The sequence below is a fragment of the Streptomyces sp. NPDC052682 genome (genome assembly GCF_040678435.1).
Taxonomy (GTDB): Bacteria; Actinomycetota; Actinomycetes; order Streptomycetales; family Streptomycetaceae; genus Streptomyces.
Genome location: NZ_JBFATS010000039.1, coordinates 1 through 23,893, shown reverse-complemented (window position 1 = coordinate 23,893; position 23,893 = coordinate 1). Strand labels below are relative to the sequence as shown.

Sequence of the window (23,893 nt, the reverse complement as noted above, 5' to 3'; positions counted from 1 at the left end):
CGGGCTCGGGGTGTGTCCCCCGGCCCCACCCCCCCCCGGGGGCCCCCGGCGCCCGCGGGGGGCACTCGCGGCGCCGCTCGCCCCCCCCGCCCCCCCCCGCCGGGCCCCCGGCGGCCGCGGGACCGCAGCGTTCCGCACGGCGCAGCCGTTGCCGGTGGCAACGGCCCGGCGCGGCGGCGGCCGGAGCCCGGAGGTAGGCTGCCAGAGACGGCAGTCGTGCCGGCGTGCGACGCCGGCGCCCGGCCGCGCGCTGTGCGCCGGTCCTGGGCGGGCACGGCGGCCCGGCCCGACGCACGGACCTGGGTCCTACAGCGGGGCAGCGGTGTGACGAGCGGGACGGTGGGTACCCATGGAGTGGTCCGAATTCGCCGAACAGATGGCCAGGCTCGCCCGGCATCTGCTGGCTCAGGGCTCCACCCAGGCCACGCTCGACGAGATCTCCGCGGCGGCCGTGAAGCTGATCGACGGCTGCGACGCGGCGGGCATCCTGGCGCTGAGCAAGGGCCGCGCCGTGACCCTCTCCGCCTGCGGCGACGTGGTCGAGAAGTCCGACCGGCTGCAGGGCGAGCTCGGTGAGGGGCCCTGCTTCGACGCCGCTCGCCGCGTCAACGGCGAGAAGCTGTTCCGCATCGCCGACATGACGAGCCCCCAGCCGGACTGGCCGCGCTTCGCACCCGCGGCCCGTGACCTGGGCATCGGCAGCATGATGGGCTTCCTGCTGTACACCCGGCAGGAGGACTTCGGGGCGCTGAACCTGTACTCCCACCGCCCCGGTGTGTTCACCTCCGACAGCGAGACCGCAGGCTGGCTGCTCGCCTCCCACGCGGCCGTCGCCCTGGCCAGCGCCCGCACGGTCGACCAGCTCGAACACGCCCTGGAGACCCGGCACGCCATCGGCGAGGCCATGGGCATCCTGCGCGAGCGGCACGGTCTGAGCGAGGAGGACGCCTTCGACGTGCTGCGCCGCATCTCCCAGCACCACAACATCAAGCTCCGTGATGTGGCGCAGTCCATCCGGGAGGAAGCCGCCAAGGAGGGCTGATGCCCCTCCGGAAGGCACTTCCCGCGAAGGGCTGACGCGGCGACGCCGAACGATGCCGGGCAACGAATGCCGGGCAACCTGGGGAAAAGGGGTACGCGGACAGGACGCGGAGACGCTGCTGCAGAAGCGTTTCCGTGAGGTGCCGTGGTTCGGACCGTAGCCACGGCACCGCCACGCGCGGGCTCCCCCCCGGGTCGCACCTGGGCGGGGGCCCTGCCCTCGGGCCCGCCCTGGGTGCTGCCCTCGCGACTCAGCCGCGTGCCGCGCCTCAGTGGCAGTGACAGGCGTCCGGGCCGGCGGCCTGCGGGGCGGGTTCCAGGCGGCAGAAACACGAGGCCTGGATCGGTACGTCGGCCAGTGCGGTGGCCAGCTTGAGCTGCTGGGCCACGATGGCGGCCTCGCCGGTCCTGCCGGTGCGCAGCAGGCACTCGTGGAAACCGTGCAGCGCCCAGACGTTGCCGGGGTGCTGCTGGGGACGCGGCAGGGTGTCGTCGAGGCCCAGGTCCGCGCGGTAGACCGCCTCCGCCTCCTGCACCCGGCCCTGCTCCAGCAGCAGCGCGCCGTAGGCGTGCCGGGTGGGCTGCATCCAGCCCCAGGGCTCGTCGTAGGGCAGGGTGTCGTCCAGTTCGATGGAGCGCTCCAGCGCGGCGAAGGCCGCGTCGTGGTCGCCCTGGCGGTACGCGAGCTCGCCGTCCAGCATGGCCGCCGCGACCGCGAGAATGTCCCGGCAGGTGTTGTTGAACAGCATCCGGCTCTGCGGGACCCGCTCCACCGCGGCACGGAACGCCTCACGCTCCCCCTCCGCCCGGTCGGTCCGGCCGGTCGCCGCGAGGGCGACGCCACGGGCGTAGTGCCGCATCGCGGTGGTGACGCAGTACAGCTCCAGGTCCGCGGGGGCCGGCAGGGCCAGGATGTCGTCCCAGCGGCCGAAGCGGACCAGGACGTGGACGCGCATGGCCAGGAAGCCCTCGAGCCAGTCGGCCATCGGCGGGCTCTGCACCCGCAGCAGCTCCTCGGGGACGGCGGCCTCGAGATCCGCGGCGGTGTCCAGGGCGACCCGCGACTGGCCGAGGAACATCGCGCTGTAGATCTTGAAGTGCAGGTTGTGCGCCCGGTAGAGGGTGTAGAAGTTCATCGCGCCGGCCCGTCGGCGGACCTTCTCGTCGGCGGCGATCGCGGCGGTGTTGTCGGACACCACCCGGCGGTAGTCACCGCACAGGACGTCGAGGTGGGAGGGCATGTGGTGCAGGTGCCCGGCGTCGGGCACGGCTCCGCGCAGCCGGTCGGCGACGGGCAGTGCCGTCTCCGGGGCCGGGGACATCTCCATCAGGTGGATGTACAGGTGCAGGATGCCGGGGTGGCGGGCGCCCGCCTCACCGCCGAGGGCCCTTTCCAGCACGGCCTTCGCCTCCAGCGTGCGGGCACCGGCGGCCGGTGTGCCGGTCCTGATGTCCCACAGCTGCCACGGGGTGAGGTTCATCAGCGCGTCGGCGTACAGCGTGGCGATGTCGGGGTCGTCGGGTGCCAGGTCGTACACCTGCCGCATACGGTCCGCGTACGCCTCGCTCCACACCGAGCAGTCCTCGACGGGACGGGACCGGGGATAGCGGGCGCGCAGCGCGTCGATGAGGGCCTGTTCGACCGGGGTCGCGCCCGTGGTTTCGGCGTGTGCGCGTTCCACCGCGGTGTGGGTGCGTTCGACCGTGCTGACGAGTTCGTCCTGGTCGAAGAATTCCCAGGGCTTGTTGTAGTTCGGGCCGAGAGCGTAGGCGATTCCCCAGTAGGCCATGGCGCAGCCTGGATCGGCGTCGGCCGCTTTTTCGAAACAGGCGACGGCTTCTTCGTGGTGGAACGCGTACGTCCACATCAGGCCGCGGTCGAACCAGCGCTGGGCGACGGCGGAGCCGCAGGTCACGGGACGGGTGTGGGTGCCGAGATCGTAGTAGTCGTCCATGTTCTTCTCTCCCGTCCCGGCGGATTCCCCTGGGCATACGGAAAGGCAGATTAAAAGCTGTGCGCACGCCTTCGCTGAGCGATGACGTCACTGCACATTCTTTCGACACAGTGTGCCTCCGGACGGGTGAACCGCGCCTTCGCGCGCTGCTGGGCGGCGTGGCGAGCGAGGGGACGCGGCGGTCTGCTCAACAATCCGGCGCGTGGCACACAGCTTCGAAGAGCTGGTCGCGGTGCAGCGCGCGGCAGAGCAGGCGCACAACAGGGTCGAAGAGCTGCGCGACCAGTACGGGCCTCCGGCACACACCAAGTGGACCAGGGCGCAGACCGACACCTACGAGACCGCCCTGCGCGCCTGGCGTGACCTCGCCCGTGACGCCCAGGCGGCCCTGGCCGAGTACGCCAGGGAGCAGGGCGAGCCGCGCGGCGCCGTCGAGGCCGCGGTGCGGGAGGCGCTGCGCCGGCCCGCCGACTGAACGCGGCCCGGGCAAAGTCCCTGCATCCGGCCGGAGTCGGGCCGGTTGTCAGTGGCGGGTGACACACTGGCCGCATGATCGAATCTGACGCGAAGGCGGACCTGCTCCGCTCTTTGCAAGAGGCCCGCGACGCGCTGGTGTGGAAGCTGGAGGGTCTGTCCGAGTACGACATGCGGCGCCCGCTGACGCCGACCGGCACCAACCTGCTGGGGCTGGTCAAGCACCTGGCCGGGGTGGAGATGGGGTACTTCGGCGACACGTTCGCACGGCCGTTCCCCGGTCAGCCGCCCTCCTGGGAACAGGTGGACGACGACCCGTACGCGGACATGTGGGCCACCGCGGACGAGTCGAGCGCTGAGATCACCAGGTTGTACCGCCGGGTGTGGCGGCACTCCGACGCCACGATCGCCGACCTGCCCCTGGACGCGGCCGGCCGGGTCCCCTGGTGGCCGGAGGAACGCAGCGAGGTCACCCTGCACCAGGTCCTGGTGCGGGTTCTCGGCGACACCCAGCGGCACGCCGGCCACGCCGACATCGTCCGTGAACTCATCGACGGATCGGCCGGGTTGCTGGCGGGCAGGACCAGCCTGCCGTCGGACGACGAAGCGAGCTGGGCCGAGCACCGGGGCCGGGTGGAGCAGGCGGCGCGGCAGGCGGGGGGCACCGCCGATGAGTGACGTCCCCGCTTTCCCGCCCGGTTTCGTGTTCGGCGCCGCGACCGCCGCGTACCAGATCGAGGGTGCGGTACGGGAGGACGGCCGCGGCCCGTCGATCTGGGACACCTACAGCCACACGCCCGGCCTGGTGGCGAACGGCGACACCGGTGACGTGGCCTGCGACCACTACCACCGCTATCCGCAGGACGTGGCCCTGCTGCGGGACCTGGGCGTGGACTCGTACCGCTTCTCGATCGCCTGGCCGCGCATCGTGCCCGGCGGATCCGGTCCGGTGAACCCCAAGGGGCTGGACTTCTACTCCCGCCTGGTCGACGAGCTCCTCGCGGCCGGTGTGGAGCCCGCCGTCACCCTCTACCACTGGGATCTGCCGCAGGCCCTGGAGGATCGGGGCGGCTGGCGGGTGCGCCCGACGGCGGAGCGGTTCGCCGAGTACACCGCCGTCGTCGCCGAGCACCTGGCCGACCGCGTGCCGCGCTGGATCACCCTCAACGAGCCCTGGTGCAGCGCCTTCCTCGGCTACTCCGTGGGACGGCACGCGCCCGGCGCCCGCGAGGGCCGAGGCGCGCTGGCCGCCGCCCACCACCTCCTGGTCGGCCACGGTCTGGCCGTGCGGGCGCTGCGGGCGGCCGGGGTGCGCGAGGTGGGCATCACCCTGAACCTCGACCACCACCTGCCGGCCACCGGCTCCCCCGCTGACCGGGCGGCCGTGGCCCGCGCCGACACCCAGCACAACCTGGTGTGGACCGAGCCGATTCTGGCGGGCCGCTATCCGGCGACGGAGGAGGACACCTGGGGCGAACTGATCACCGGCCAGGACTTCCGCCTCGACGGCGACCTGGAGCTGATCTCGCAGCCGCTGGACTTCCTCGGCATCAACTACTACCGGCCGATCGTCGTCGCCGACGCCCCGTACCGCGAGAGCGACCCCGCGCGGCGCGTGGCGACGGACAACCGCTACGAGGAGGTGCGGATGCCGCAGGTCCGGCACACCGCGATGGGCTGGCCCGTCGCCCCCGGCACCTTCACCGACCTGCTGGTGGGCCTCAAGGAGCGGTACGGCCAGGCGCTGCCGCCGATCCTCGTCACCGAGAACGGCTCCGCCGAGGACGACGAGGTCGGCGCCGACGGGGCGGTGCACGACACCGACCGCATCGCCTACCTGCGCGACCACCTCAGCGCGCTGCGGGCGGCGATGGACGCGGGTGTGGACGTGCGCGGCTACTACGTGTGGTCCCTGCTGGACAACTTCGAGTGGGCGTTCGGCTACGACAAGCGGTTCGGGATCGTCCGGGTCGACTACGCCACGCAGGAGCGGATGCCGAAGGACAGCTACCACTGGTACCGGGCGGTGATCGCCGACCGGCTCAGACGGCGGTGATCAGGGTGTTGGTCCACAGGGCATGGTGTGGCCGAAGAGGGCGATCGTGTCGGCGTGGGTCGACGTCCTCGTGAGAGCCGGGCTGTCCGTCGCAGCCGAAGGTCTGTTTGAGCGCCTCGGCGGCCGTCGCCGTGCCCAGCCGGGTGTTGCAGTCGACGTGGTGGGTGTCCGCGGCCCGGACCTGCTCTCTCCCGCCTCGCAACGATCACGGGCCGGTCTTCCGTGGCCGGCTTCGCCAGCGGGCTGGCACCGCCCGAGTCCGGCTCCCTAGGATGTACTCCCTGTCATGCCAGTCCAGTTGGCGCGGCGCCAAGCAGGGGGAACGATGCCCATCGACAAGCAAGTGTCCACGCAGATCGACGCCAGTGTGCCGACGGCCGCGCGGATGTACGACTACTACCTGGGCGGCAAGGACAACTACGCGGCCGACCGTGCCGCGTGCGAGGAACTCGACAAGGTCGTGCCCAGCACGCGCCGCCTTGCCCTGAACAACCGGCGCTTCCTCCAGCGGGTCGTGCGGACCCTCACCGAGGAGTACGGGATCCGGCAGTACCTCGATCACGGATCGGGGCTGCCCACCCAGGACAACGTGCACCAGGTCGCCCAGCGCATCGACCCCACGACCCACGTGGTGTACGTGGACAACGACCCGATGGTGCTGGTCCACGGCCGTGCCCTGCTGGAGCAGGACGACCGCACCGCGGTCATACAGGCGGACCTGCGGGACACCGACGGGATATGCGAGCACCCCGAGACCAAGCGGCTGATCGACTTCTCGCAGCCGGTGTGCGTGCTGTTCAACTCGGTGTTCCACTGCATCCCGGACAGCGACACCGACGGACCGCTCGCGGTGGCCCGCCGGGTCCGGGAGCGGCTCGCGCCGGGCAGTTTCATGGTCATGTGCCAGCTGGTCAGCGAGAACCCCGAGGTCCGCGCCTTCGTCACCGACTTCATGGACAAGGCGACCCAGGGGCACTGGGGCCGGGTGCGCGAGGAGAAGGACGTGGAGCAGTTGTTCGACGGTCTGGAGATCCTCGAGCCGGGGCTGGTTGAGGTGTCCACCTGGCGCCCCGACTCGGAAGTGACGCCCCGTCAGCTCACCCATGAGTGGATCGAGTTCGGCGGGGTCGGACGGATTCCGCTGGAGGGCTGAGCCCCCGAGCGACGGCAACGCCCCTGCGGCCAGGGCCCGCAGGGGCGTTCTCGTGGTGCGTCGGTGCCGGCGCTTGTGCCGGTGCGGGCTAGGCCGGGTAGCGCTGGTCCCTCGTCGTACGCAGCAACTCCAGGGATTCGCGCGGCTGGAGGGCCTCGTCCGCCAGGCGGTCCAGCGCGATCCGGTAGTCCTCCGTCTCGTCGCGGTCCTCGAGGAAGGTGGCGCTCCTCATCTGCTCCAGGTAGACCACGTCGGGCAGGTCCAGGCCGCCGAAGCGCAGGTAGGTGACCGGGATCGCGGGAGCCGAGGCGTTGGTGACGCCGAGCGGCACGATCTGCACCGTGACGTTGGGACGCTCGGCCATCTCGATCAGGTGCGTCAGCTGGTCGCGCATCACCGCGCGGCTGCCCAGCACCCTCAGCAGCACCGACTCGTCGAGCACCGCCCACAGCTGCGGGGCGTCCGCCCTGAGCAGCAACTGGGCGCGACGGGTGCGCAGTTCGACCCGGCGTTCCACCTCGCCGGCCGACGCGTTCGGCAGGCCGCGCTCCACCACGGCCCGGGTGTAGGCGGGTGTCTGGAGCAGGCCGGGCACGTACTGGATCTCGAAGGTACGGATCGTGGCCGCGGCCTCCTGCAGGCCCACCAGGCGCTCGAACCACTCCGGCATCAGCCGCTTGTCGTAGCGCTGCCACCAGCCGGGCTCCCCGGCGCGGCGCAGCAGGCGCAGCAGCACCGAGGACTCGTACGGGTCGGTGCCGTACAGCCGCAGCAGGGCGGTGACGTCGCTCTCCGACGGCGGGCGGCGGCTCTTGCCGGACTCGATGCGGGACAGTTTCGCCGGGCTGAACCCGACTTCGCGTGCCGCCTGGTCCTGGGCGTACCCGGCATCCTCACGGAAGCCTGCGAGCTGCACTCCGACCAGCATCTTCAGCAGAGTCGGAGCCGGCTCGGACCTGTCCAGATAGGGTTCCAGGCGGGAGATGCGATGCGACGCGGCGGACATCAGAGCTCCCAGCAGACCGGCACATGGGCGACTTACACTATCGCACTCCGCCGGGTCTCATCGCATCCACCCACCAGCTGCCCCCGAAAAGTGGGGAGTTGGGTTCCGGTTCGGGACTCACACAAGGTGGTCGAACTCGCCGTCCTTCGCGCCGGCCAGGAACGCCGCGACCTCCGCCGCCGTGTAGACGAGAGCGGGCCCGTCGGGGTCGCGCGAGTTGCGCATCGCGATACCGCCGTCCGCGAGAGGGGCGACCTCGACGCAGTTGCCCTCGGCGTTGCTGTGCCGGCTCTTGATCCAGCGGGCGCCCAACGAACTGGCCCGCACTCCGTTCCGCACTGGTGGCACCGCAGTCTCCTTGCTGTTCGGATTGCACGCCGTGTGCCCGCGCCCGGCCGTCCGCCCCGGGACGGCCCGTCCGGCGAGCCGCATGACGCCCCGCGCGAACTTGGCGCAATTTCTCGTGCAATTGCACGCGAGCGTTGTCAGCGTGGATAATAGCCGTGGCGTCAACCCCCGAGGCGACGCCGGATCCTGACGTCGCATCAGGGAGATGCCGTGTCATCACCTGCGCATCCCGTGCTCGGGCCGCCGAGCGGCACCGTGGCGTACGCGGGTGCCCACCGCATCGGCGGCTCACTCCCGCGCGGCCCCTACACGCCCCTGTCGTACGAGGAGCCGCTCCCGATGCCGAAGACCGCGAGCGTCACGTCCGCCACGGCCGCACTGCGCGTCCCGTGCGACCGGGAGGGATTCGCCCGGGCCCGGTCCTTCACGCGCGACACGCTGCACGGGTGGTCACTGGACCACTGCTGCGACGACGCCACTCTCGTGATCACCGAGCTCGCCGCGAACGCCGCGACGCACGCCGCGCACGCCCTGCCGCCGGCCGGGGGCGCGCCTGAGATCCGGCTCGGGTTCCGCCTGGACCCCGCCCACCTGCTGCTCAGCGTCTCCGACCCCGACGACAACCCGCCCGTGTACGCGCCCGGCGCCGGCTCCGCCCTGCAGGAGCACGGCCGGGGCCTGTGCATCGTCGACGCCCTGTCCGAGGCATGGGGCTGGTCCCCGACCCCGCCGTCGGGCAAGACGGTCTGGGCCCGGTTGCCGACCCGTCCACCCACCTGACCACGACTGCCGCGGAAAGGCACCCGCCATGCGCAGCGCTTCGACACACCAGCCGAGCAGCGAGCGCCCCGAGTCGCCCCAAGGGGTGGCACGGGCCACACCCCTGATGGCACTGGACCGTGTGCCCTGGGGCGACATCCAGGACTCCACCGGCTCCGCAGCGGCCATTCCGCTGCTGCTCAACGGCATCGCCTGGGGCGACGCCGACACCGCTCGGGCCGCGCTGGGCGATCTGCGCAAGCGGATCTGCCAGTTCGGCTTCGTCGTCGAGCAGGCGACCGCCGCCACGGTGCCCTTCCTGTGGGAGCTCGCCCAGCTGCCCCAGGTGACGTGCCGGGCACAGATCATCCAGCTGCTGAAGAACATCGCCGAGGCCCGCCAGTGGGAGAGCACGGCCGCGGTCTATCCCAAGCTGCTCAATCACCGTGAGAACCCGGTGGTGTGGGAGCGGGCGGCCCGGCAGGCGGTCCGCGACCGGCGCGAGGACCTGAACCGGCTGCTGGCCGACGAGGACACCGAGATCGCCCGGGCGACGACGGAACTCGCCCGCTCGCTGGCCGAGTGACCCAAGCGCACTGGGCGGCACGCCGACCTGGACGGGCCTGGCGCAGAGGGTGCGGCGAGCGGCGAGGACCGGCGCGTGTGCCGTGAGGTGGACGCGGGGGCGGCCGTCGGTGACGAAACCGTGAGAACCGCCTGTCACCACGGGTGACGCTCTCGCCTCCGGGAGCGCGGCAGTGTAGACATGGCACATGGTCCGACTCTTGGGTCGATCCGGGACTCGGTCTTCCCTGCGGCCCGGCGGACTGCCGTCCGATGGGCGGCGGCGGGCGGCGGGCCGGACGCGGTGGCATCCGATGGCGGGGCTGCGGTCGGTGCTGGGCGGGCGCAGCGTCGCCGGACAAGTGTTCCTGCTGCATGTCGTGATCGTGCTGCTGCTGGTGGTGGCCGCCGCGGTCGCGCTCGTGCTCCAGGTGCGGCACGACACCACCCGCGAGGCACGCAACCGCTCCCTCGCCGTCGCGGAGACGTTCGCCAACGCGCCGGGCACCCGTGAGGCACTGGACGACTCCGACCCGACCGCCGTACTCCAGCCGCGCGCCGAGGCGGCCCGCAAGCTGGCCGAGGTCGACTTCGTCGTCGTCATGAACACCGACGGCATCCGCTACACGCACCCGAAGCGGGACCGCATCGGCAAGAGGTTCGTCGGCACCATCGCGCCCGCGCTGGCCGGGCGGCCCGTGACCGAGGAGGTCACGGGCACCATCGGCCGGCTCGTCCAGGCGGTGGTGCCCGTGAAGGACCCCGACGGCAGGGTCGTCGGTCTGGTGTCGGCGGGCATCACCACCGAGCACGTCGGTGTCGAGGCGAACGAACAGCTGCCGCTCCTGCTGGCCGCCGCAGCGGCGGCGCTCGCCCTGGCCACCGGCGGGGCCGGACTGGTCAGCAGGAGGCTGCTGCGCCAGACGCACGGTCTGGGCCCGCACGAGATGACCCGGATGTACGAGCACCACGACGCGGTCCTGCACGCCGTCCGGGAGGGCGTGATCATCCTCGACGACGGGGGCACCCTGCTGCTCGCCAACGACGAGGCGCACCGCCTGCTCGGTCTGCCCGCCGACGCCGAGGGACGCCACGTACTCGACCTCGGTCTGGATCCCGGCACCGCCGCCCTGCTCGCCTCCGGTCGCGTCGCGACGGACGAGGTGCACCGGGTCGGGGACCGGCTGTTGGCCATCAACCAGCGTCCCACGGACCGCACCGGAGGCCCGCCGGGCAGCGTGGCCACGCTGCGCGACTCCACCGAGCTGCGGGCCCTGTCCGGCCGGGCGGAGGCGGCGCGCGAGCGGCTCAACATGCTGTACGACGCCGGGGTGGGCATCGGCACCAGCCTGGACGTGACCCGTACCGCCGAGGAGCTGACGGAGCTGGCCGTACCCCGGTTCGCGGACTTCTGCTCGGTGGACCTCTTCGACGCGGTGCTGGCCGGCGGGCAGCCTGACGCCGCCGCGGCGCTGCGCCGCACCGCGCTGAGCGGTATCCGCAAGGACGCCCCGCTGTACCCGGTGGGCGAGCAGATCCGGTTCGTCGGCTCCTCCCCGCAGGGCCGGAGCCTCGCCGAGGGCCGGGCCGTCCTGGAGCCGCGGCTCGCCGCCGCCCCCGGCTGGCAGGCACAGGACCTGGAGCGCTCCGGGCAGGTCGTGGAGTACGGCATCCACTCGCTGATCACCGTGCCGCTGCGGGCCGGTGCCCTGGTGCTCGGCGTGGTCAGCTTCTGGCGGTGCGAGAAGCCCGCGCCGTTCGACGCGGAGGAACTGGCGCTGGCGGAGGAGCTGGTGGCCCGGGCCGCCGTCTCCATCGACAACGCCCGCCGCTACACCCGCGAGCACAGCATGGCGGTCACGCTGCAGCGCAGCCTGCTCCCCCGCACCCTGCCCGAGCAGGACGCCCTGGACGTCGCCTACCGGTACCTGCCCGCGCAGGCCGGGGTGGGCGGCGACTGGTTCGACGTGCTGCCGCTGTCCGGCGCGCGGGTGGCCCTGGTGGTCGGCGACGTCGTCGGCCACGGACTGCACGCGGCGGCGACGATGGGGCGGCTGCGGACCGCGGTGCACAACTTCAGCGCGCTCGACCTGCCGCCCGACGAGCTGATAGCGCTGCTCGACGAGCTGGTCGGCCGCATCGACCAGGACGAGGCCGAGGAGGGCGCCACGGCCCCCGTCACCGGCGCGACCTGCCTGTACGCCGTCTACGACCCGGTCTCCCGGCGGTGCACCATCGCCCGTGCCGGTCATCCCCCGCCGGCCCTGATCCGGCCCGACGGCGGGGTGGAGTACCTGGACGTGCCCGCCGGTCCCCCGCTGGGGCTGGGCGGCCTGCCGTTCGAGACGGCCGAGCTGGAGCTGGCGGAGGGCAGCCGGCTCGTGCTGTACACCGACGGGCTCGTCGAGGACCGGCAGCGGGACATCGACGTCGGCCTGGAGCTGCTGCGCGAGGCGCTGTCCCGGGCCGGTGAGTCACCCGAGGAGACGTGCCGGGCGGTGCTGGAGGCCCGGCGTCCGGTCCGGGCGAGCGACGACATCGCGCTGATCGTCGCGCGCACCCGGGCGCTCGCCGCCGGCCAGGTCGCCGAGTGGTCCGTACCGGGCGACCCCGCGGCCGTCGCCGAGGTGCGCGCGGCGGTCACCCGGCAGCTGGCCCGGTGGGGCCTGGACGAGCTGACGTTCACCACGGAGCTGATCCTGAGCGAGCTGGTCACCAACGCGATCCGGTACGGCGCCGAACCCATCCACGTCCGGGTGCTGCGGGACCGGAACCTCATCTGCGAGGTCTTCGACAGCAGCAGCACCTCCCCGCACCTGAGGTACGCGACCATGACCGACGAGGGCGGGCGGGGCCTGTTCCTCGTCGCCCAGCTGGCGGAGCGCTGGGGCACCCGCTACCTGCCCGCGGGGAAGGTCATCTGGGCCGAGCAGCCACTGCCCTGATCGGTCATAACATCGGCTTATGGGCTCATAGAGCGGACCCTCGTACCGACTTAGGCATGCCTTAGTTTAGGCTTCCCGCGAGATCGTTTTCCGCCGCTCGAAGGGAACCTGACCATGCCCCGCCCCCTGCGGGTAGCCATCGTCGGATCCGGCCCCGCCGGGATCTACGCCGCCGACGCCCTGCTCAAGTCCGAGGTGGCCGCCGAACCCGGCGTGTCCATCGACATCTTCGAGCGGATGCCGGCGCCGTTCGGGCTGATCCGGTACGGCGTCGCGCCCGACCACCCGCGGATCAAGGGCATCATCACGGCCCTGCACCAGGTGCTCGACAAGCCGCAGATCCGGCTGTTCGGCAACGTGGACTACGGCACCGACATCGGTCTGGACGACCTGCGGGCGTTCTACGACGGCGTGATCTTCGCCACCGGGGCGATGGCCGACCGGGCGCTGCCCGTCCCGGGCATCGACCTGGACGGCTCGTACGGCGCCGCCGACTTCGTGTCCTGGTACGACGGGCACCCTGACGTGCCGCGCACCTGGCCGCTGGAGGCGGAGAAGGTCGCGGTGCTCGGTGTCGGCAACGTGGCGCTGGACGTGGCGCGGATCCTGGCCAAGACGGCGGACGAACTGCTGCCGACGGAGATCCCGCCGAACGTCTACGAGGGTCTGAAGGCCAACCGGGCCAAGGAGATCCACGTGTTCGGCCGACGGGGCCCGGCGCAGGCGAAGTTCAGCCCGATGGAGCTGCGCGAGCTGGACCACTCCCCGACCATCGAGGTCATCGTCGACCCCGAGGACATCGACTACGACGAGGGCTCGATCGCCACCCGGCGCGGCAACAAGCAGGCCGACATGGTGGCCAAGACCCTGGAGAACTGGGCGATCCGCGACGCCGGCGACCGGCCGCACAAGCTGTACCTGCACTTCTTCGAGTCGCCGGTGGAGATCCTCGGCGAGGACGGCAGGGTGGTCGGCCTGCGCACCGAGCGCACCGAGCTCGACGGCACCGGCAATGTGCGGGGCACCGGCGTGTTCAAGGACTGGGACGTCACCGCCGTGTACCGGGCGGTGGGTTACCTGTCCGACAAGCTCCCCAAGCTGCCCTGGGACCTGGAGACGGGCACCGTCCCGGACGAGGGCGGCCGGGTCATCGGCGAGACGGGCGAGCACGTGCAGTCGACGTACGTCACCGGCTGGATCCGGCGTGGCCCCGTGGGCCTGATCGGCCACACCAAGGGCGACGCCAACGAGACGGTGGCCAACCTGCTGGACGACTTCACCCACGGCCGTCTGCACACGCCCGTCTCGCCCGCTCCGGAGGCGGTGGACGCGTTCCTCGCCGAGCACGGCGTGCGCTTCACGACCTGGGAGGGCTGGTACCGCCTGGACGCCGCCGAGAAGGCGCTGGGCGAGCCGCAGGGCCGTGAGCGCGTGAAGATCGTCGAGCGCGAGGACATGCTGCGGGCGAGCGGCGCGTAGACAGGCGGAAGTCGACGATCAAACGCGTTCACGTTCGCCGCCAACCACTATCTGCAGCCCGGTGACTATGCTCGGCGGGCGGGCAGGGCGGCCGGGTGGGGGCGGTACGGCCAGTCGTCGGCCAGCAGCAGGCGGCTCGACTCCCCCGGCTGGAGGCAGACCGAGCGGTCCGGGAGCCGGATGTCGATGGGTGAGCAGTCGGAGGACGGCACGGCGATCTCCAGGTGCCCGTGCTCCAGCCGCAGCCGCACGCCCCAGTGGCCCTGGTAGCGCAGGGCGAAGGTGTACGAGGACAGCTCGGGCAGCGGGACGGGGTCCAGCCACAGGGCGCCGCTGCGGGTGTCCAGGCCGGTCAGGCCGCGCTGGACGAGGTCCAGGGTGCCGGCCATGGCGCCGAGGTGGATGCCCTCGCCGGTGGTGCCGCCCTGCACGTCGGCGATGTCGCCCCGCAGGGCCTCCTGGCAGAACTCCCACGCCTCGGCCCGCCGGGCCCGGGCCAGGACCCAGCCGTGGACCAGGCCGCTGAGGGTGGAGCCGTGGCTGGTGCGGTGCAGGTAGTGGTCGACGGTGCGCCGCCAGGTGTCCTCGTCGAGGCGGTGGCCGAGTCTGCGGAAGAGGGTCTGGAGTTCGGCCGGGGGGAACAGGTAGCCGAGCATCAGCACGTCGGCCTGCTTGGAGGCCTGGTAGCGGTTGACCGTGTCGCCCTCGCTCTCCAGGATCCGGTCCAGGCGCCGGATGTCGCCGTAGCGCTGCCGGTAGCCGTGCCAGTCGAGCTCGGCCAGTTCGCCGTACCCCTCGAACTGGCTGATGACGCCCCGGTGGAAGGGGACGTGCAGGGCGCGCGAGACGTCCTCCCACAGGTCGAGCTCGCTCTCGTCGAGGCCGGTGCGTTCGGCCAGCTCCCGGCGGCGCGGCTCGGGCAGGGTGCGCAGTACCTCGAGGGTGTGGCAGAGCACCCAGGCGGCGGTGACGTTGGTGTACGCGTTGTCGTCGAGGCCGGGGCCGGGGGCGCCGGGGTAGGCGTCGTGGTACTCGTCGGGGCCGACCACGCCCCGGATGCGGTAGCGCCTGAGGGTGTCGTCCCAGGTGGCGGCGTCCGCCCAGAAACGGGCGATCTGCAGCAGCATCTCGGCGCCCTTGGTGTGCAGGAACTCCGTGTCGCCGCTGGCCTCGCAGTACTGCCAGACGTTGTAGGCGATGGCGGAGCCGACGTGGTGCTGGAGGTGGGAGTGGTCGGGCAGCCAGCGCCCCGACAGCGGGTTGAGGTGCAGCTGCTGGGCCTCCTCGCGGCCGTCGCTGCCGCTCTGCCAGGGGTACATCGCGCCTCGGCGGCCCGCGTCGCGGGCGGCGGTGCAGGCGCGTTCCAGGCGGCGGTGGCGGTAGTGGAGCAGGGCGCGGGAGACCTCGGGGAAGTGCAGGTTGAGGTAGGGCAGGACGAACAGTTCGTCCCAGAAGACGTGGCCGCGGTAGGCCTCCCCGTGCAGGCCCCGGGCGGGCACGCCGACGTCGAGGTCGGCGGTGTGCGGGGAGAGGGTCTGCAGGACGTGGAAGAGGTGCAGCCGCAGGATGCGCCCGGCCTCGCCGGGGACGTCGAGCTCCGCGCGGCGCCACAGCCGGGCCCAGGCCGCGCGGTGGGAGGCCAGCAGCTCGTCGAAGCCGGGTGCGCGGCGGACCCGGTCGACGGCGGCGTGCAGCGGGTCGCTGATCGCCGGGTCGCGGGAGGTGTGCAGGGCGACGGTCTTGTCGACGGTGACGGTGGAGCCGGGGGCCAGGTCCACGCGGGTGCGCTGGACGACACGCGCGGGCTCCTGGTGGATCGTGGCGGGCGTGTCGGCGGTGAGCCGGGCGGCCAGGCCGACGCGGATGTCGGAGGTCCGGGTGCGGCAGCGCAGCCACGCGGTGCCGGGGCCGGCCGCTCCGGTGTGCACATGGGTGAGGTGGCGGCCGTCCAGCTCCCGGTAGCGCGGCACCCCGGCGTTGGTGACGCCGCCGTCGAGGGCCGCCTCGATCTCCAGCGGGCCCACGGGGCCCTCGGCGGTGAACTCGGTGCGCAGCGCGGCCAGGTGCGGGGCGGCCATGTGCACGATCCGCTGCTGGCGCACCACCAGCACCCGGCCCTCGCCGAGGCCGTACCGCGTGAGGCGTTCCAGCACGCCGGTGGACAGGTGCAGACGCTCGCGGTGGCCGAGCACCGGCGTGGTGTCGGGGCTGAGCCACAGCCCGCCGGGGACGCGGAAGCGCAGCGGCAGCCAGTTGGGCAGGTTGACCATGTCCTCGTTCTCGACGCGCCGGCCGGCCACCCGCGAGGTGAGCCGGTTGTAGCAGCCCGCCACGTACGTCCCCGGGTAGTGCACGTCGTCGGCGGCGCACTCGGCCAGCGCGCCGCGGGTGGCGAAGTAGCCGTTGCCGAGGGTGCACAGTGACTCCCTGAGGCGCGCGTCCGCCGGGGCGTAGCCCTCGTACTCCCATGTCCAGCCCGTCACGTGCAGGCTCCTCCCGCCGGCGTCCGGCGCCTGGTGCGACGACGGACGCGCCGCACGGGGTACCCCCGCCCGGCCCGCGCCACACGGCCCGGGTCACACCCGCTGCGGCACGATCACCACCGGGCAGGCCGCGTGGTGCAGCAGGGTGTACCCCACCCGGCCCAGCTGGAGGTTGCGGTGCCCGGACCGGCGCCGGGCCCCGACGATCACCAGGTCGGCGGCGGCCGACCGGGACAGCAGCACCCTGCGGGCCGGGCCCTCCACGGTCACCCGCCGCACCCGGACCCCGGGGTACTCCGCGACGACGTCCTCGAGCAGGGTGTCGAGCACCGCACCGGCCCGTTCCTCGTGGCGGCGCGCGGGGTCCCCGGCGAGCCGGGTCGGGCCGGCGCTGTCGTACGCGGGGCGCCGCCAGGCCCGTACGACGTCCAGGACGCAGCCGCGGGTCTCGGCCTCGAAGAAGGCGAACCGCACCGCGTCCGCGCCGGTGGACGGCTCCCCCGCGCCGAGCAGGATCCGCTCGTGGGTGCCCGCCAGTCCCGCGCGGTCGCCCCGTACGACGATCACCGGGCCGTGCGCCCGCGCCGCCACGAGCAGGCCGACGGAGCCCAGCAGCAGGCCCTTCAGCTCACCTCGGCCGCGTGATCCGGTCACCAGCGCGGCGGCGTTGTGCCCCTCGCGCAGCAGCGCGGTCGCCGCGTCCTCGGCGACGACACCGACGGAGACGTCCACCTCGGGCCGCCGCTTGACGGCCCGCTCGGCGGCGCGTTCGACGATGCCCTGCGCCAGGAGCTCCCCGTGCCGGTGCGGGAGCTCACCGGAGGGGTCGGGCCCTTCGTAGCGCTCCCAGAGGGAGGCGTACACCAGCCGCAGCGGCAGGCCGCGCCGGGCCGCCTCGTCCGCGGCCCAGTCGACCGCCAGCAGACTGGGCTCGGATCCGTCCACACCCACGACCAGGGGCAGCCGCATCGTTCCCACCGCCTTTCGCCGGGCCGTGCGGGCGCACCGCAGAACGGTCCAGTGCCACCCTCGCACTCGTGACCGACCGAAAGGAAGGGCGATCGGCCCCTTTCCGTGGCGGTTCGTCCCTGGCGTCTTCGCCGTGGCCGTGCTGTGCTGGAGGGGCGGGAAGGACCCGGTAAGACGCGGAGAAGCGGTTGACGGCCGCGCACCGCGCAATCAGGATCCGCGAGAAGCGGATGGGGCCCTTCCCGCATCGTCGCGCCCGGGCCGTGGGGTGCGGTCACGCCGGACGCTCACCGGCTCAGCAGGGCCCGTCGGCCGACGAGGGTGAGGGTGAGGGTCAGCAGGGCGAGGCCCGTCGTCTGGACCAGCGCGCCGCCGAGGAAGGCTCCGGGGAGCGGTACATCGAGCCAGGGGTACAGGGCGGTGACGCGCACAGCGAGGATCAGCAGGCCGAGGGCGGCGAGGGCGAGGGTTCCACAGGCGGTGTTCTGGTCGCCGCGGCGTACGCGCGTGAGCAGCCAGCCGACGCCGCCGAGGAGGAAGGCGGTGGCCGGTGCCCACGCCGAGTCGGCGGCGATGGGGAGCAGGACGACCGAGCCGCCCATCACCACGCAGCAGCCCAGGAAGAGGAGGCCGGGAGCACCGCCGGGCAGGGCGGCCCGGGGTGCGTCGCGGTGGTGGGCGGCGCACAGGGCGAGCGCGGCCAGCCAGGCGAGCAGCGCGCAGGCGGCGGCGTACGCGGGGTCCGACGGGGCCGCGGCGTCCGTCAGCGGTGCGAGGAGCGGCCAGAGGGTGGGCAGCGCGGCCAGCAGGACCGACAACCGGGCGAGGCGGCGGCGGTCGTGCAGCACGGCGAAGTATCCGGCCGCCCACAGCAGGGGCAGCAGCCAGGTGGCGACCGTGAGGATGCCGGCGGGCAGTCCGCGGCCGGTGAAACCGGAGAGGAACATCTCCAGCCGGGTGACACCGCCGGTCGACGCCCAGGTCAGTTCCAGTGCTCGGTCGACGACGGAGGACGCCGCCTGGAGAAGGACCGCGAACAGTGCGAAGAGCCGGGCCGCCGAGCCGAGTTGGGCGTAGGGCCGGGGCCCGTCGGCGGCGGCCAGCCGGGTGCGCACCGCGAGGGCGGCGACGCTGGCCACCTCGCCCAGGGTGGGCCTGCTCTGGTCCTGGGTCTCCCGGTCGACGTCCCACAGATACGTCTCGACCATCTCCTCCTCCCGTGCCCGGAGGTAGGAGGCGGGGAGCAGGCGGAGCACCCGGCGGTAGCGCGCTTCCAGCAGCGTCGTCATGCGAGACCTCCGGCGAGTCCGGGCCCGGCCACGGGCCTGGTGGCGGGCGTGCCGGGCCGTAGGGTGCCGCCTTCGGCATGTCCCGGGGACCGGCGTCCTTCGGCGATGCGCTTGCGCGCCGCGTTCGCCCCGGCCGCCATCCGGGCGGCCTCGTCGTCCAGGGCCTGCACGCCCTCGTCGGTGAGGCGGTAGTAGCGCCGCAGCCGGCCCTGCTGTACCTCCTCACGGTCCAGGACGATCAGCCCGTCCGCGGTGAGCCGGTCGAGTACGCCGTACAGAGTGCCGACGCGCAACTGCACAGTGCCGTTGGAGAGTTCGTCGACCTCACGCAGGATTCCGTAGCCGTGCCTCGGCTGGTCGGCCAGGGCGGTCAGGACGAAGAACGCCGCCTGGGTCATGTGTCTCGGTGCCATACGGCCATGATATCTCGGAAGCCGATATATTACGCCGCACTGAGGTAGGCGGTCGGCTTCGTGGTGCAGGACGTGACACGGCCGCGGGCCCCCGCGCGTCGCTCGCGCGAAGGGCCCGCGGCCGCGTCCCGGGGGCGGTTCAGACCTCCAGTTCGTTCTCGATCCTGCGCAGCTGGTGGCGGGCCATCGCGAGGTTGGCGCGGCTCGCGTCGAGGACGAGGTAGAGGAACAGGCCGTTCCCGCCGCGGCCCTTGAGCAGCCGGATCATGTGGTACTGGGTGTTCAGGGTGATCAGGATGTCCTCGATCTCCTCCTTCAGCCCGAGGAGTTCCATCGTGCGCAGCTTGGCGCGTACGACGTCGGTGTTGCCGGCGGCGGCGACTTCGAGGTTGAAGTCCTTGCTGCCGCCCAGGGTGCCGAGGGCCATGCCGCTGGTGTAGTCGACCAGTGCGGCGGCCGTGGCTCCGTCGATGGAGCTCAGGCATTCCTTCAGCGCGGTCTCCAGGTTGGCCATGCGAGGGGTCCTTTCCGTCGGGTGGTGGTGGTGTGGGCCGGTCCGGACGCCCGGTCGGTCCGGGCGTCCGGGGCAGGGCGGGAGCCGGAGGCTCAGCCGCCGGGCTCGATGCGCGGCTGGTGAGCGGGCCGCTGCGGGGTGCGCACCGGCAGGGTGCCGATGCGGCGGGCCGGGTCCGCGGGCGCCGGGGCCGGGTGGCCGGGCGGCGGGGCCGGGTGGTCGGGAGATGCGGGGACGTCGGCACCGGAGGGTGCCGGGTGGTCGGGGGGTGGGGGGACGTCGGGACCGTAGGGTGCTCGGTCGTCGGCGGGCGAGGAGGCTGCGGGAGCCGAGGGTGCAGGGTGGTCGCGGGGTGCAGGGTGGTCGGGGGATGCCGGGTGGTTGGGGGGCGCGGGGTGGTCCAGGGGTGCGGGGGATGCATGGCCTGGGAATGCGGGTCGACGGGGTGGCGCGGGGGCCGGGGCGGCGGAGGATGCCGAGCGGTCGGGCGGCACGGGATCCGTCACCCCGGAAGATGCCGGACGGTCCGCAGGCGCAGGAGCCGTAGCCCCGGAGGATCCCCGCCGGCCGGAAGGCGCAGGGGTCGTGACGCCGGAGGCCGTCCGCCGGTCAACGGGAGCAGGGGCCGTGGCGGTGGGGGATGCCGGGCGGTCGGCGTGGCGGCCGGTGCCCGGGCCGATGCGGGCGGCCACCAGCTCGGCGATCCGTGCGCCGCCGCGCCGGCCCTCCAGGTGCAGGCGGCCCACGTTGACGCGGTCGCCGGCCAGGAGGGTGAGGACGGCGGTGGGGCCGGCCGCGTAGGTGGCGACGTAGCCGCGGGTGCCGCGGACCAGCAGTTCGCGGAACTCGCCGCGCGCGGCGGCGTCCGCCATGCGGTGGGCGACGCCCAGGGCCGCGGCGGTGAGGGCCGCCAGGCCCTCCGGTTCGGTCTCGGGCACGTCGTGAGCGAGGACCAGTCCGTCGACGGTGGCCGCGAGCGATCCCGTCAGCTGGGGCACGCGGGTGCGCAGCCGACGCAGTTCGTCCAGGACGTCGGTCTCGACGGCCATGAGCAGTCTCCTTTCGGCACGCTGTCGTCGCGCGCGGATCACAGGGCCTCCAAGGCGTGCAGGAGCCGTCGCAGCAGGGCGGTGTCGGGCTCGTCCGGGGTCGCCGGCCCGGGCCGGGCCTGGGGCGGGGGCCCGGGGGTGACCAGTCCGGCGGCGGCGAGACGGCGCAGTTCGACGAGGGTGTGGAAGGTGCGGCAGGCCAGGTGCGCCGCGATCTGCGCGGCGGTGCGGACCCCGTCGACCTGGGCCAGCGTCCGGCGGCGCCGGGCGGGCAGCTCGGCGGGGCCGGTGCCCGGCACCCGGGCCAGCGGCGCGGTGTCGACGGCGGGTTCGGGCCAGATGCGCTGCAGCAGGTCCCGGCGCCGCCGCGATTCGCGCAGCACGGCTTCGACCGGTACGGGGCGCAGGGTGCCCAGCCAGTGGACGGCGCCCCGCCGGAACCGTACGGCCGGTCTGTCGTGGGCGAGGGCGAAGTACGCCGCGTCGAACAGGGCGCCCAGGTGGCACAGTTCGAGCGCGCCGGCGCCTATGCGGCCGCTGTCGACCAGGTGCCGGCCGACCCGGTGCCGGGCCCCCGCCCGGTCGACCGCCTCCCGCCAGCCGTCCGGGGCGAGGGCGCCGCCGCGGATGAGCAGGGTGCCGAGGTCGGGGGTGCAGGCGGACTCGGCGTGGACCACGTGCCCGTCGGAGAGGTAGACGATCCCCGACCCGGTCGACAGCGCCCCGGTGGCGCGTTCGGCGGCGAGACCTTGCAGCAGGGCCGATGCGGGCTGGTCCGTACGGGATGCGGCGGTCATGCGAGCACCAGGCGGTCCGCCATCTCGGCCAGCCGGATGCGGGCCAGGGCCAGGTTGCCGTCCCGGCGGTCGAGCCACAGGTGCAGGACCACGGTGCTGTCGAACGGGGTGGTGACGAACCTCAGGAGGTGGTAGGAGTCGGTGGTCGTGAGGATGAGGTCCTGGACGGCAGGTTCCTTGCCGGACGCGGCGGACGCGGCGGGTCCGGGGGGCTCGGGGTGCCCGGGAGGCCCGGAGTGCTCGGCGGGGGCGGCCAGGGTGCCGCTCTCGGCGGCCAGCCGGGCCAGTTCGGCGGTCTCCGCCGCCGTGGCCTCGATGTCGCCGCCCGGTGCGTCGCCGACCGCGCCCAGGGGGAGGCCGCTGATCCAGTCCACCACCGCGGCGCCCCGGGCACCGGGCAGTCGCATGGCTTCCAGCAGACTCTCGTCGATTCCGGGCACGCCGGATCCCCTCCCTGAACGGCCGTACCGCGAACGTGAGCTCGACACTACGCACCGTTCTCACCGCAGGTGAGGGCCTTGGCATTTTCCCGTGGAATGTGCGCAGAAAGGGGTTGCGGTTCGCTATCCTGCCCCGCCGCGCGAGCAGGGCCCGCCCCGATGCGGATGGTGGGCGGGCCCTGCTCGCGCCCATTGTGGTGACCGCCGGGCGCTCCTGACCACGGGTGAAAGCCTCCCGCCTGGCGCGCGGTGCGCACACCCCGCGCGCGTTCGCGCGACCGGGTCACATGCCAGGGCCGGGCGGGGGTACGCGGAGCGCATGACTGACGGCAAGACTGGCGAGACTCCAGAACCGGACGAGACCACCCAGGCGGCACGGCAGGCCGAGGAGGAGCGGGCCGCCTCGCGTCCCTTCAGCTATCCGTACCCGGAGCGCCGCGCCGGTGTGCGCGCCACCCGGCACATCAGCCGCGAGCAGGCCGACGCGGACAGCGTCCCCGGCGTGCCCGGCGGCTACGGCAGCACGGGCGGCGGCCAGGCGGGCGGACGCAGCACACCCCGCCCGGGTGAGGACACGACCGACGAGTCGGGCGTGACCGACATCGTCGGGGGACGCGAGCCGCACCCCGACCGGGGAGGTGAACAGCGGTAGGCGCGCACCGGACGACGGACGGAACCGGGGAGGACCCCCCGTGATCACAGCCGGGCCGCGGCGGCGATACTGGCATGCGCACGTGCCCCCACTCCCCCATGGACTCATGCCGACCTCCCCCACCGTCCGCCCCACGACTCCCCCCACGGTGTGGCTGACTCGCGGCCGCCACGGCGGATCTGCCGCCGAGGACGTCCTGCGGCGTTCGCTGCATCGGCTCAAGGACAACCAGGACATCGACGACTTCCGCGAGGTGCCCGCAGCCGGGGACGACTCGTCCGATCGGGTCTTCGAGGCGCGTTGGCGCACCCCCGATCGGGTGATCGTACGCGCCCGTCTGAGCCTGACGCCGTCCACGCACGCGTGGACCCTGGTCGCGGAGGCCGAACAGCCGTGGAACCCGGCCTGGCCCTCGCCCGCCACCAAGTTCTGGCCGCAGGAGACACACGCCGGCTCGGACGCAGGCCGGGTGCCCGGCCCGGATTCCGGCTCGGGCGGCGGCTTCGGATGCGACTGGGACCGTGACACCGCCACCGGGCTCTCCCTCGGCGGTATCAGCCCGCTACCGCAGGACGACAAGGCCGTACGGCGGCTGCTGAAGAGCGCCGCGCGCAGCGGCTGGAACCTCCACGTCGTGGTCCACGAGGCCATGACCACCGACGAACGCGGCCAGGTGCCGCTGACCCGGTGGCTGCCGCCCGGCCTGCGCCACCGGGTGGTGGAGCACCGCGCGGCGCCTCAGCAGCTGCGGGTGGTGAACTGGGCTCTGCGGGACGTCGGCGTGGAGGTGCCGCGCGGCGGCGCGGTGGTGCTGCCCGGCAGCCCGGCGCCGTCCGGCTACGACGCGCGGGACTTCTCCGTACGGGCGGTCTTCCTGGACGGCACCGAACCGGCCGACCTCGTCGCGGCGGTGACCCGGTTCGCCGCGCTGCCGCGGCCGCTGCCGGACGGCGCCGAGGAGGCGCTCACGGCGCTGCGGGAGGAGTGGCAGCTGTTCACGGTGGAGGAGGAACTCGCCCGCCAGCGGGAGCTGGTGGCCATGTACCGCGAGGCCCTGGAGGCCATGACGAAGTCCCGGGATCTGTACCGGGAGGCGGCCGAGCGGGCCCACGAGGCGCTGGCCGCCTACCGCGAGACCGCCGGGGCCCTTCCCGCGGCACGGCGGCCGCCCGAGGAGCCGGGGACGTCTCCCTTCCAGCAGCTGACGCGGACGCTGGAGCGTCTGAGGGACTCCGCCAAGGCCCTGCGGCCCGCGGCCCTGACGCAGGCCGCGGACCAGTCCCCGGGGGGTGTCGGCCCGGCCCGCGAGCGGGAGGACACCGCCGCCGGGCCGGCCCGGTCCGAGCCGTAAGCCCCTGTCACCGACCTGAGGACGACCGTGGAGCGGGCCCGCCCGGAGGCGGGGCCGCGCCCCCCGGGGGGGGGGGCGGGGCAGGGGGGCCGGCACGCCCCCGCCGGGGGGGGGGGGGGGATCGGCGCGGGGCCGCGCCGCCGGGGGGCCCCGCCC

The 23,893-nt window shown here is 73.4% G+C and carries 21 protein-coding genes and 1 pseudogene; 11 read left to right on the top strand and 11 right to left on the bottom strand.

Going from position 1 to position 23,893, the window contains the following annotated elements; translation table 11 throughout:
- The first annotated feature begins 349 nt into the window (after window positions 1–349).
- Window positions 350–1,042 (top strand): GAF and ANTAR domain-containing protein, encoded by a 693-nt coding sequence (locus tag AB0K80_RS33620; RefSeq protein ID WP_365676310.1) that lies wholly within the window; start codon window positions 350–352, stop codon window positions 1,040–1,042.
- A gap of 268 nt (window positions 1,043–1,310) precedes the next feature.
- Here AB0K80_RS33620 and AB0K80_RS33615 read toward each other — a convergent pair whose 3' ends face one another.
- A complete protein-coding gene (locus AB0K80_RS33615) occupies window positions 1,311–2,996 on the bottom strand; it encodes a hypothetical protein (RefSeq protein ID WP_365676308.1) in 1,686 nt (561 codons plus the stop codon).
- Window positions 2,997–3,198: 202 nt separating this feature from the next.
- Here AB0K80_RS33615 and AB0K80_RS33610 point away from each other — a divergent pair, with 202 nt between their 5' ends.
- The 4 genes from AB0K80_RS33610 to AB0K80_RS33595 all read left to right on the top strand — a co-directional run bounded on the left by AB0K80_RS33610 (window position 3,199) and on the right by AB0K80_RS33595 (window position 6,679).
- Window positions 3,199–3,471 (top strand): hypothetical protein, encoded by a 273-nt coding sequence (locus tag AB0K80_RS33610; protein ID WP_365676306.1) that lies wholly within the window; start codon window positions 3,199–3,201, stop codon window positions 3,469–3,471.
- 74 nt (window positions 3,472–3,545) lie between these two features.
- Window positions 3,546–4,148 carry a DinB family protein gene (locus AB0K80_RS33605; RefSeq protein WP_365676304.1) on the top strand — a complete coding sequence of 201 codons (603 nt, stop codon included), beginning with the start codon at window positions 3,546–3,548 and terminating at the stop codon, window positions 4,146–4,148.
- Window positions 4,141–5,526: a GH1 family beta-glucosidase gene (locus tag AB0K80_RS33600; RefSeq protein WP_365676302.1), complete on the top strand. Its 1,386-nt coding sequence runs from the start codon at window positions 4,141–4,143 to the stop codon at window positions 5,524–5,526. Before AB0K80_RS33605 ends, AB0K80_RS33600 begins: the two co-directional genes overlap by 8 nt.
- A gap of 325 nt (window positions 5,527–5,851) precedes the next feature.
- Complete coding sequence (locus tag AB0K80_RS33595; protein ID WP_365676300.1) at window positions 5,852–6,679, top strand: SAM-dependent methyltransferase; 828 nt, start codon at window positions 5,852–5,854, stop codon at window positions 6,677–6,679.
- A gap of 88 nt (window positions 6,680–6,767) precedes the next feature.
- Here the strand turns inward: AB0K80_RS33595 and AB0K80_RS33590 are convergent, their stop codons facing one another.
- Window positions 6,768–7,685: a helix-turn-helix transcriptional regulator gene (locus AB0K80_RS33590; protein ID WP_365676298.1), complete on the bottom strand. Its 918-nt coding sequence runs from the start codon at window positions 7,683–7,685 to the stop codon at window positions 6,768–6,770.
- 117 nt (window positions 7,686–7,802) lie between these two features.
- Window positions 7,803–8,033: a DUF397 domain-containing protein gene (locus AB0K80_RS33585; RefSeq protein ID WP_365676296.1), complete on the bottom strand. Its 231-nt coding sequence runs from the start codon at window positions 8,031–8,033 to the stop codon at window positions 7,803–7,805.
- Window positions 8,034–8,372: 339 nt separating this feature from the next.
- Here AB0K80_RS33585 and AB0K80_RS33580 point away from each other — a divergent pair, with 339 nt between their 5' ends.
- The 4 genes from AB0K80_RS33580 to AB0K80_RS33565 all read left to right on the top strand — a co-directional run bounded on the left by AB0K80_RS33580 (window position 8,373) and on the right by AB0K80_RS33565 (window position 13,780).
- On the top strand, window positions 8,373–8,813 hold the full coding sequence (locus AB0K80_RS33580; protein ID WP_365676314.1) for an ATP-binding protein: 441 nt from the start codon (window positions 8,373–8,375) through the stop codon (window positions 8,811–8,813).
- A 28-nt stretch (window positions 8,814–8,841) separates the two neighbouring features.
- Complete coding sequence (locus AB0K80_RS33575) at window positions 8,842–9,378, top strand: hypothetical protein (RefSeq protein ID WP_365676294.1); 537 nt, start codon at window positions 8,842–8,844, stop codon at window positions 9,376–9,378.
- Between the two features lie 292 nt (window positions 9,379–9,670).
- Window positions 9,671–12,301, top strand: coding sequence for a SpoIIE family protein phosphatase (locus AB0K80_RS33570; protein WP_365676292.1), 2,631 nt, complete (start codon window positions 9,671–9,673; stop codon window positions 12,299–12,301).
- Window positions 12,302–12,415: 114 nt separating this feature from the next.
- Window positions 12,416–13,780 (top strand): FAD-dependent oxidoreductase, encoded by a 1,365-nt coding sequence (locus AB0K80_RS33565; RefSeq protein WP_365676290.1) that lies wholly within the window; start codon window positions 12,416–12,418, stop codon window positions 13,778–13,780.
- Between the two features lie 65 nt (window positions 13,781–13,845).
- Here the strand turns inward: AB0K80_RS33565 and AB0K80_RS33560 are convergent, their stop codons facing one another.
- From AB0K80_RS33560 to AB0K80_RS33525, 8 genes and pseudogenes are all read right to left on the bottom strand, one after another.
- Entirely contained in the window at window positions 13,846–16,263 is a 2,418-nt protein-coding gene (locus AB0K80_RS33560; protein WP_365676288.1) for a glycosyl hydrolase family 65 protein, read from the bottom strand.
- A 93-nt stretch (window positions 16,264–16,356) separates the two neighbouring features.
- Window positions 16,357–17,232 (bottom strand): universal stress protein, encoded by an 876-nt coding sequence (locus tag AB0K80_RS33555; protein WP_365676286.1) that lies wholly within the window; start codon window positions 17,230–17,232, stop codon window positions 16,357–16,359.
- 287 nt (window positions 17,233–17,519) lie between these two features.
- Window positions 17,520–18,521, bottom strand: a complete 1,002-nt coding sequence (locus AB0K80_RS33550; RefSeq protein WP_365676284.1) for a hypothetical protein — start codon at window positions 18,519–18,521, stop codon at window positions 17,520–17,522.
- A complete protein-coding gene (locus AB0K80_RS33545; RefSeq protein WP_365676312.1) occupies window positions 18,518–18,919 on the bottom strand; it encodes a PadR family transcriptional regulator in 402 nt (133 codons plus the stop codon). The genes AB0K80_RS33550 and AB0K80_RS33545 overlap by 4 nt, the downstream gene beginning before the upstream one ends.
- Before the next feature lie 154 nt (window positions 18,920–19,073).
- The gene (locus AB0K80_RS33540; RefSeq protein WP_365676282.1) at window positions 19,074–19,448 is read right to left on the bottom strand and encodes a hypothetical protein; all 375 of its coding nucleotides are present in this window, start codon (window positions 19,446–19,448) and stop codon (window positions 19,074–19,076) included.
- 659 nt (window positions 19,449–20,107) lie between these two features.
- Window positions 20,108–20,497 (bottom strand): annotated as a pseudogene (locus tag AB0K80_RS33535) (roadblock/LC7 domain-containing protein); the annotation flags it as partial.
- A 38-nt stretch (window positions 20,498–20,535) separates the two neighbouring features.
- Window positions 20,536–21,294, bottom strand: a complete 759-nt coding sequence (locus tag AB0K80_RS33530) for a hypothetical protein (RefSeq protein WP_365676280.1) — start codon at window positions 21,292–21,294, stop codon at window positions 20,536–20,538.
- Window positions 21,291–21,734: a hypothetical protein gene (locus AB0K80_RS33525; RefSeq protein ID WP_365676278.1), complete on the bottom strand. Its 444-nt coding sequence runs from the start codon at window positions 21,732–21,734 to the stop codon at window positions 21,291–21,293. The genes AB0K80_RS33530 and AB0K80_RS33525 overlap by 4 nt, the downstream gene beginning before the upstream one ends.
- Window positions 21,735–22,053: 319 nt before the next feature.
- On the opposite strand from AB0K80_RS33525, the gene AB0K80_RS33520 reads away from it, so the two are divergent.
- Window positions 22,054–22,386: a hypothetical protein gene (locus AB0K80_RS33520; RefSeq protein WP_365676276.1), complete on the top strand. Its 333-nt coding sequence runs from the start codon at window positions 22,054–22,056 to the stop codon at window positions 22,384–22,386.
- A gap of 106 nt (window positions 22,387–22,492) precedes the next feature.
- Window positions 22,493–23,737, top strand: a complete 1,245-nt coding sequence (locus AB0K80_RS33515; protein WP_365676274.1) for a hypothetical protein — start codon at window positions 22,493–22,495, stop codon at window positions 23,735–23,737.
- Window positions 23,738–23,893: the final 156 nt, after the last annotated feature.

What these genes read in the sequence shown, in the direction of transcription:
- AB0K80_RS33620 (WP_365676310.1), top strand. Translation starts at nt 350, where the DNA reads ATGGAGTGGTCCGAATTCGCCGAACAGATGGCCAGGCTCGCCCGGCAT.
- AB0K80_RS33615 (WP_365676308.1), bottom strand. Translation starts at nt 2,996, where the DNA reads ATGGACGACTACTACGATCTCGGCACCCACACCCGTCCCGTGACCTGC.
- AB0K80_RS33605 (WP_365676304.1), top strand. Translation starts at nt 3,546, where the DNA reads ATGATCGAATCTGACGCGAAGGCGGACCTGCTCCGCTCTTTGCAAGAG.
- AB0K80_RS33600 (WP_365676302.1), top strand. Translation starts at nt 4,141, where the DNA reads ATGAGTGACGTCCCCGCTTTCCCGCCCGGTTTCGTGTTCGGCGCCGCG.
- AB0K80_RS33595 (WP_365676300.1), top strand. Translation starts at nt 5,852, where the DNA reads ATGCCCATCGACAAGCAAGTGTCCACGCAGATCGACGCCAGTGTGCCG.
- AB0K80_RS33590 (WP_365676298.1), bottom strand. Translation starts at nt 7,685, where the DNA reads ATGTCCGCCGCGTCGCATCGCATCTCCCGCCTGGAACCCTATCTGGAC.
- AB0K80_RS33580 (WP_365676314.1), top strand. Translation starts at nt 8,373, where the DNA reads ATGCCGAAGACCGCGAGCGTCACGTCCGCCACGGCCGCACTGCGCGTC.
- AB0K80_RS33575 (WP_365676294.1), top strand. Translation starts at nt 8,842, where the DNA reads ATGCGCAGCGCTTCGACACACCAGCCGAGCAGCGAGCGCCCCGAGTCG.
- AB0K80_RS33570 (WP_365676292.1), top strand. Translation starts at nt 9,671, where the DNA reads ATGGCGGGGCTGCGGTCGGTGCTGGGCGGGCGCAGCGTCGCCGGACAA.
- AB0K80_RS33565 (WP_365676290.1), top strand. Translation starts at nt 12,416, where the DNA reads ATGCCCCGCCCCCTGCGGGTAGCCATCGTCGGATCCGGCCCCGCCGGG.
- AB0K80_RS33555 (WP_365676286.1), bottom strand. Translation starts at nt 17,232, where the DNA reads ATGCGGCTGCCCCTGGTCGTGGGTGTGGACGGATCCGAGCCCAGTCTG.
- AB0K80_RS33550 (WP_365676284.1), bottom strand. Translation starts at nt 18,521, where the DNA reads ATGACGACGCTGCTGGAAGCGCGCTACCGCCGGGTGCTCCGCCTGCTC.
- AB0K80_RS33545 (WP_365676312.1), bottom strand. Translation starts at nt 18,919, where the DNA reads ATGACCCAGGCGGCGTTCTTCGTCCTGACCGCCCTGGCCGACCAGCCG.
- AB0K80_RS33540 (WP_365676282.1), bottom strand. Translation starts at nt 19,448, where the DNA reads ATGGCCAACCTGGAGACCGCGCTGAAGGAATGCCTGAGCTCCATCGAC.
- AB0K80_RS33530 (WP_365676280.1), bottom strand. Translation starts at nt 21,294, where the DNA reads ATGACCGCCGCATCCCGTACGGACCAGCCCGCATCGGCCCTGCTGCAA.
- AB0K80_RS33520 (WP_365676276.1), top strand. Translation starts at nt 22,054, where the DNA reads ATGACTGACGGCAAGACTGGCGAGACTCCAGAACCGGACGAGACCACC.
- AB0K80_RS33515 (WP_365676274.1), top strand. Translation starts at nt 22,493, where the DNA reads ATGCCGACCTCCCCCACCGTCCGCCCCACGACTCCCCCCACGGTGTGG.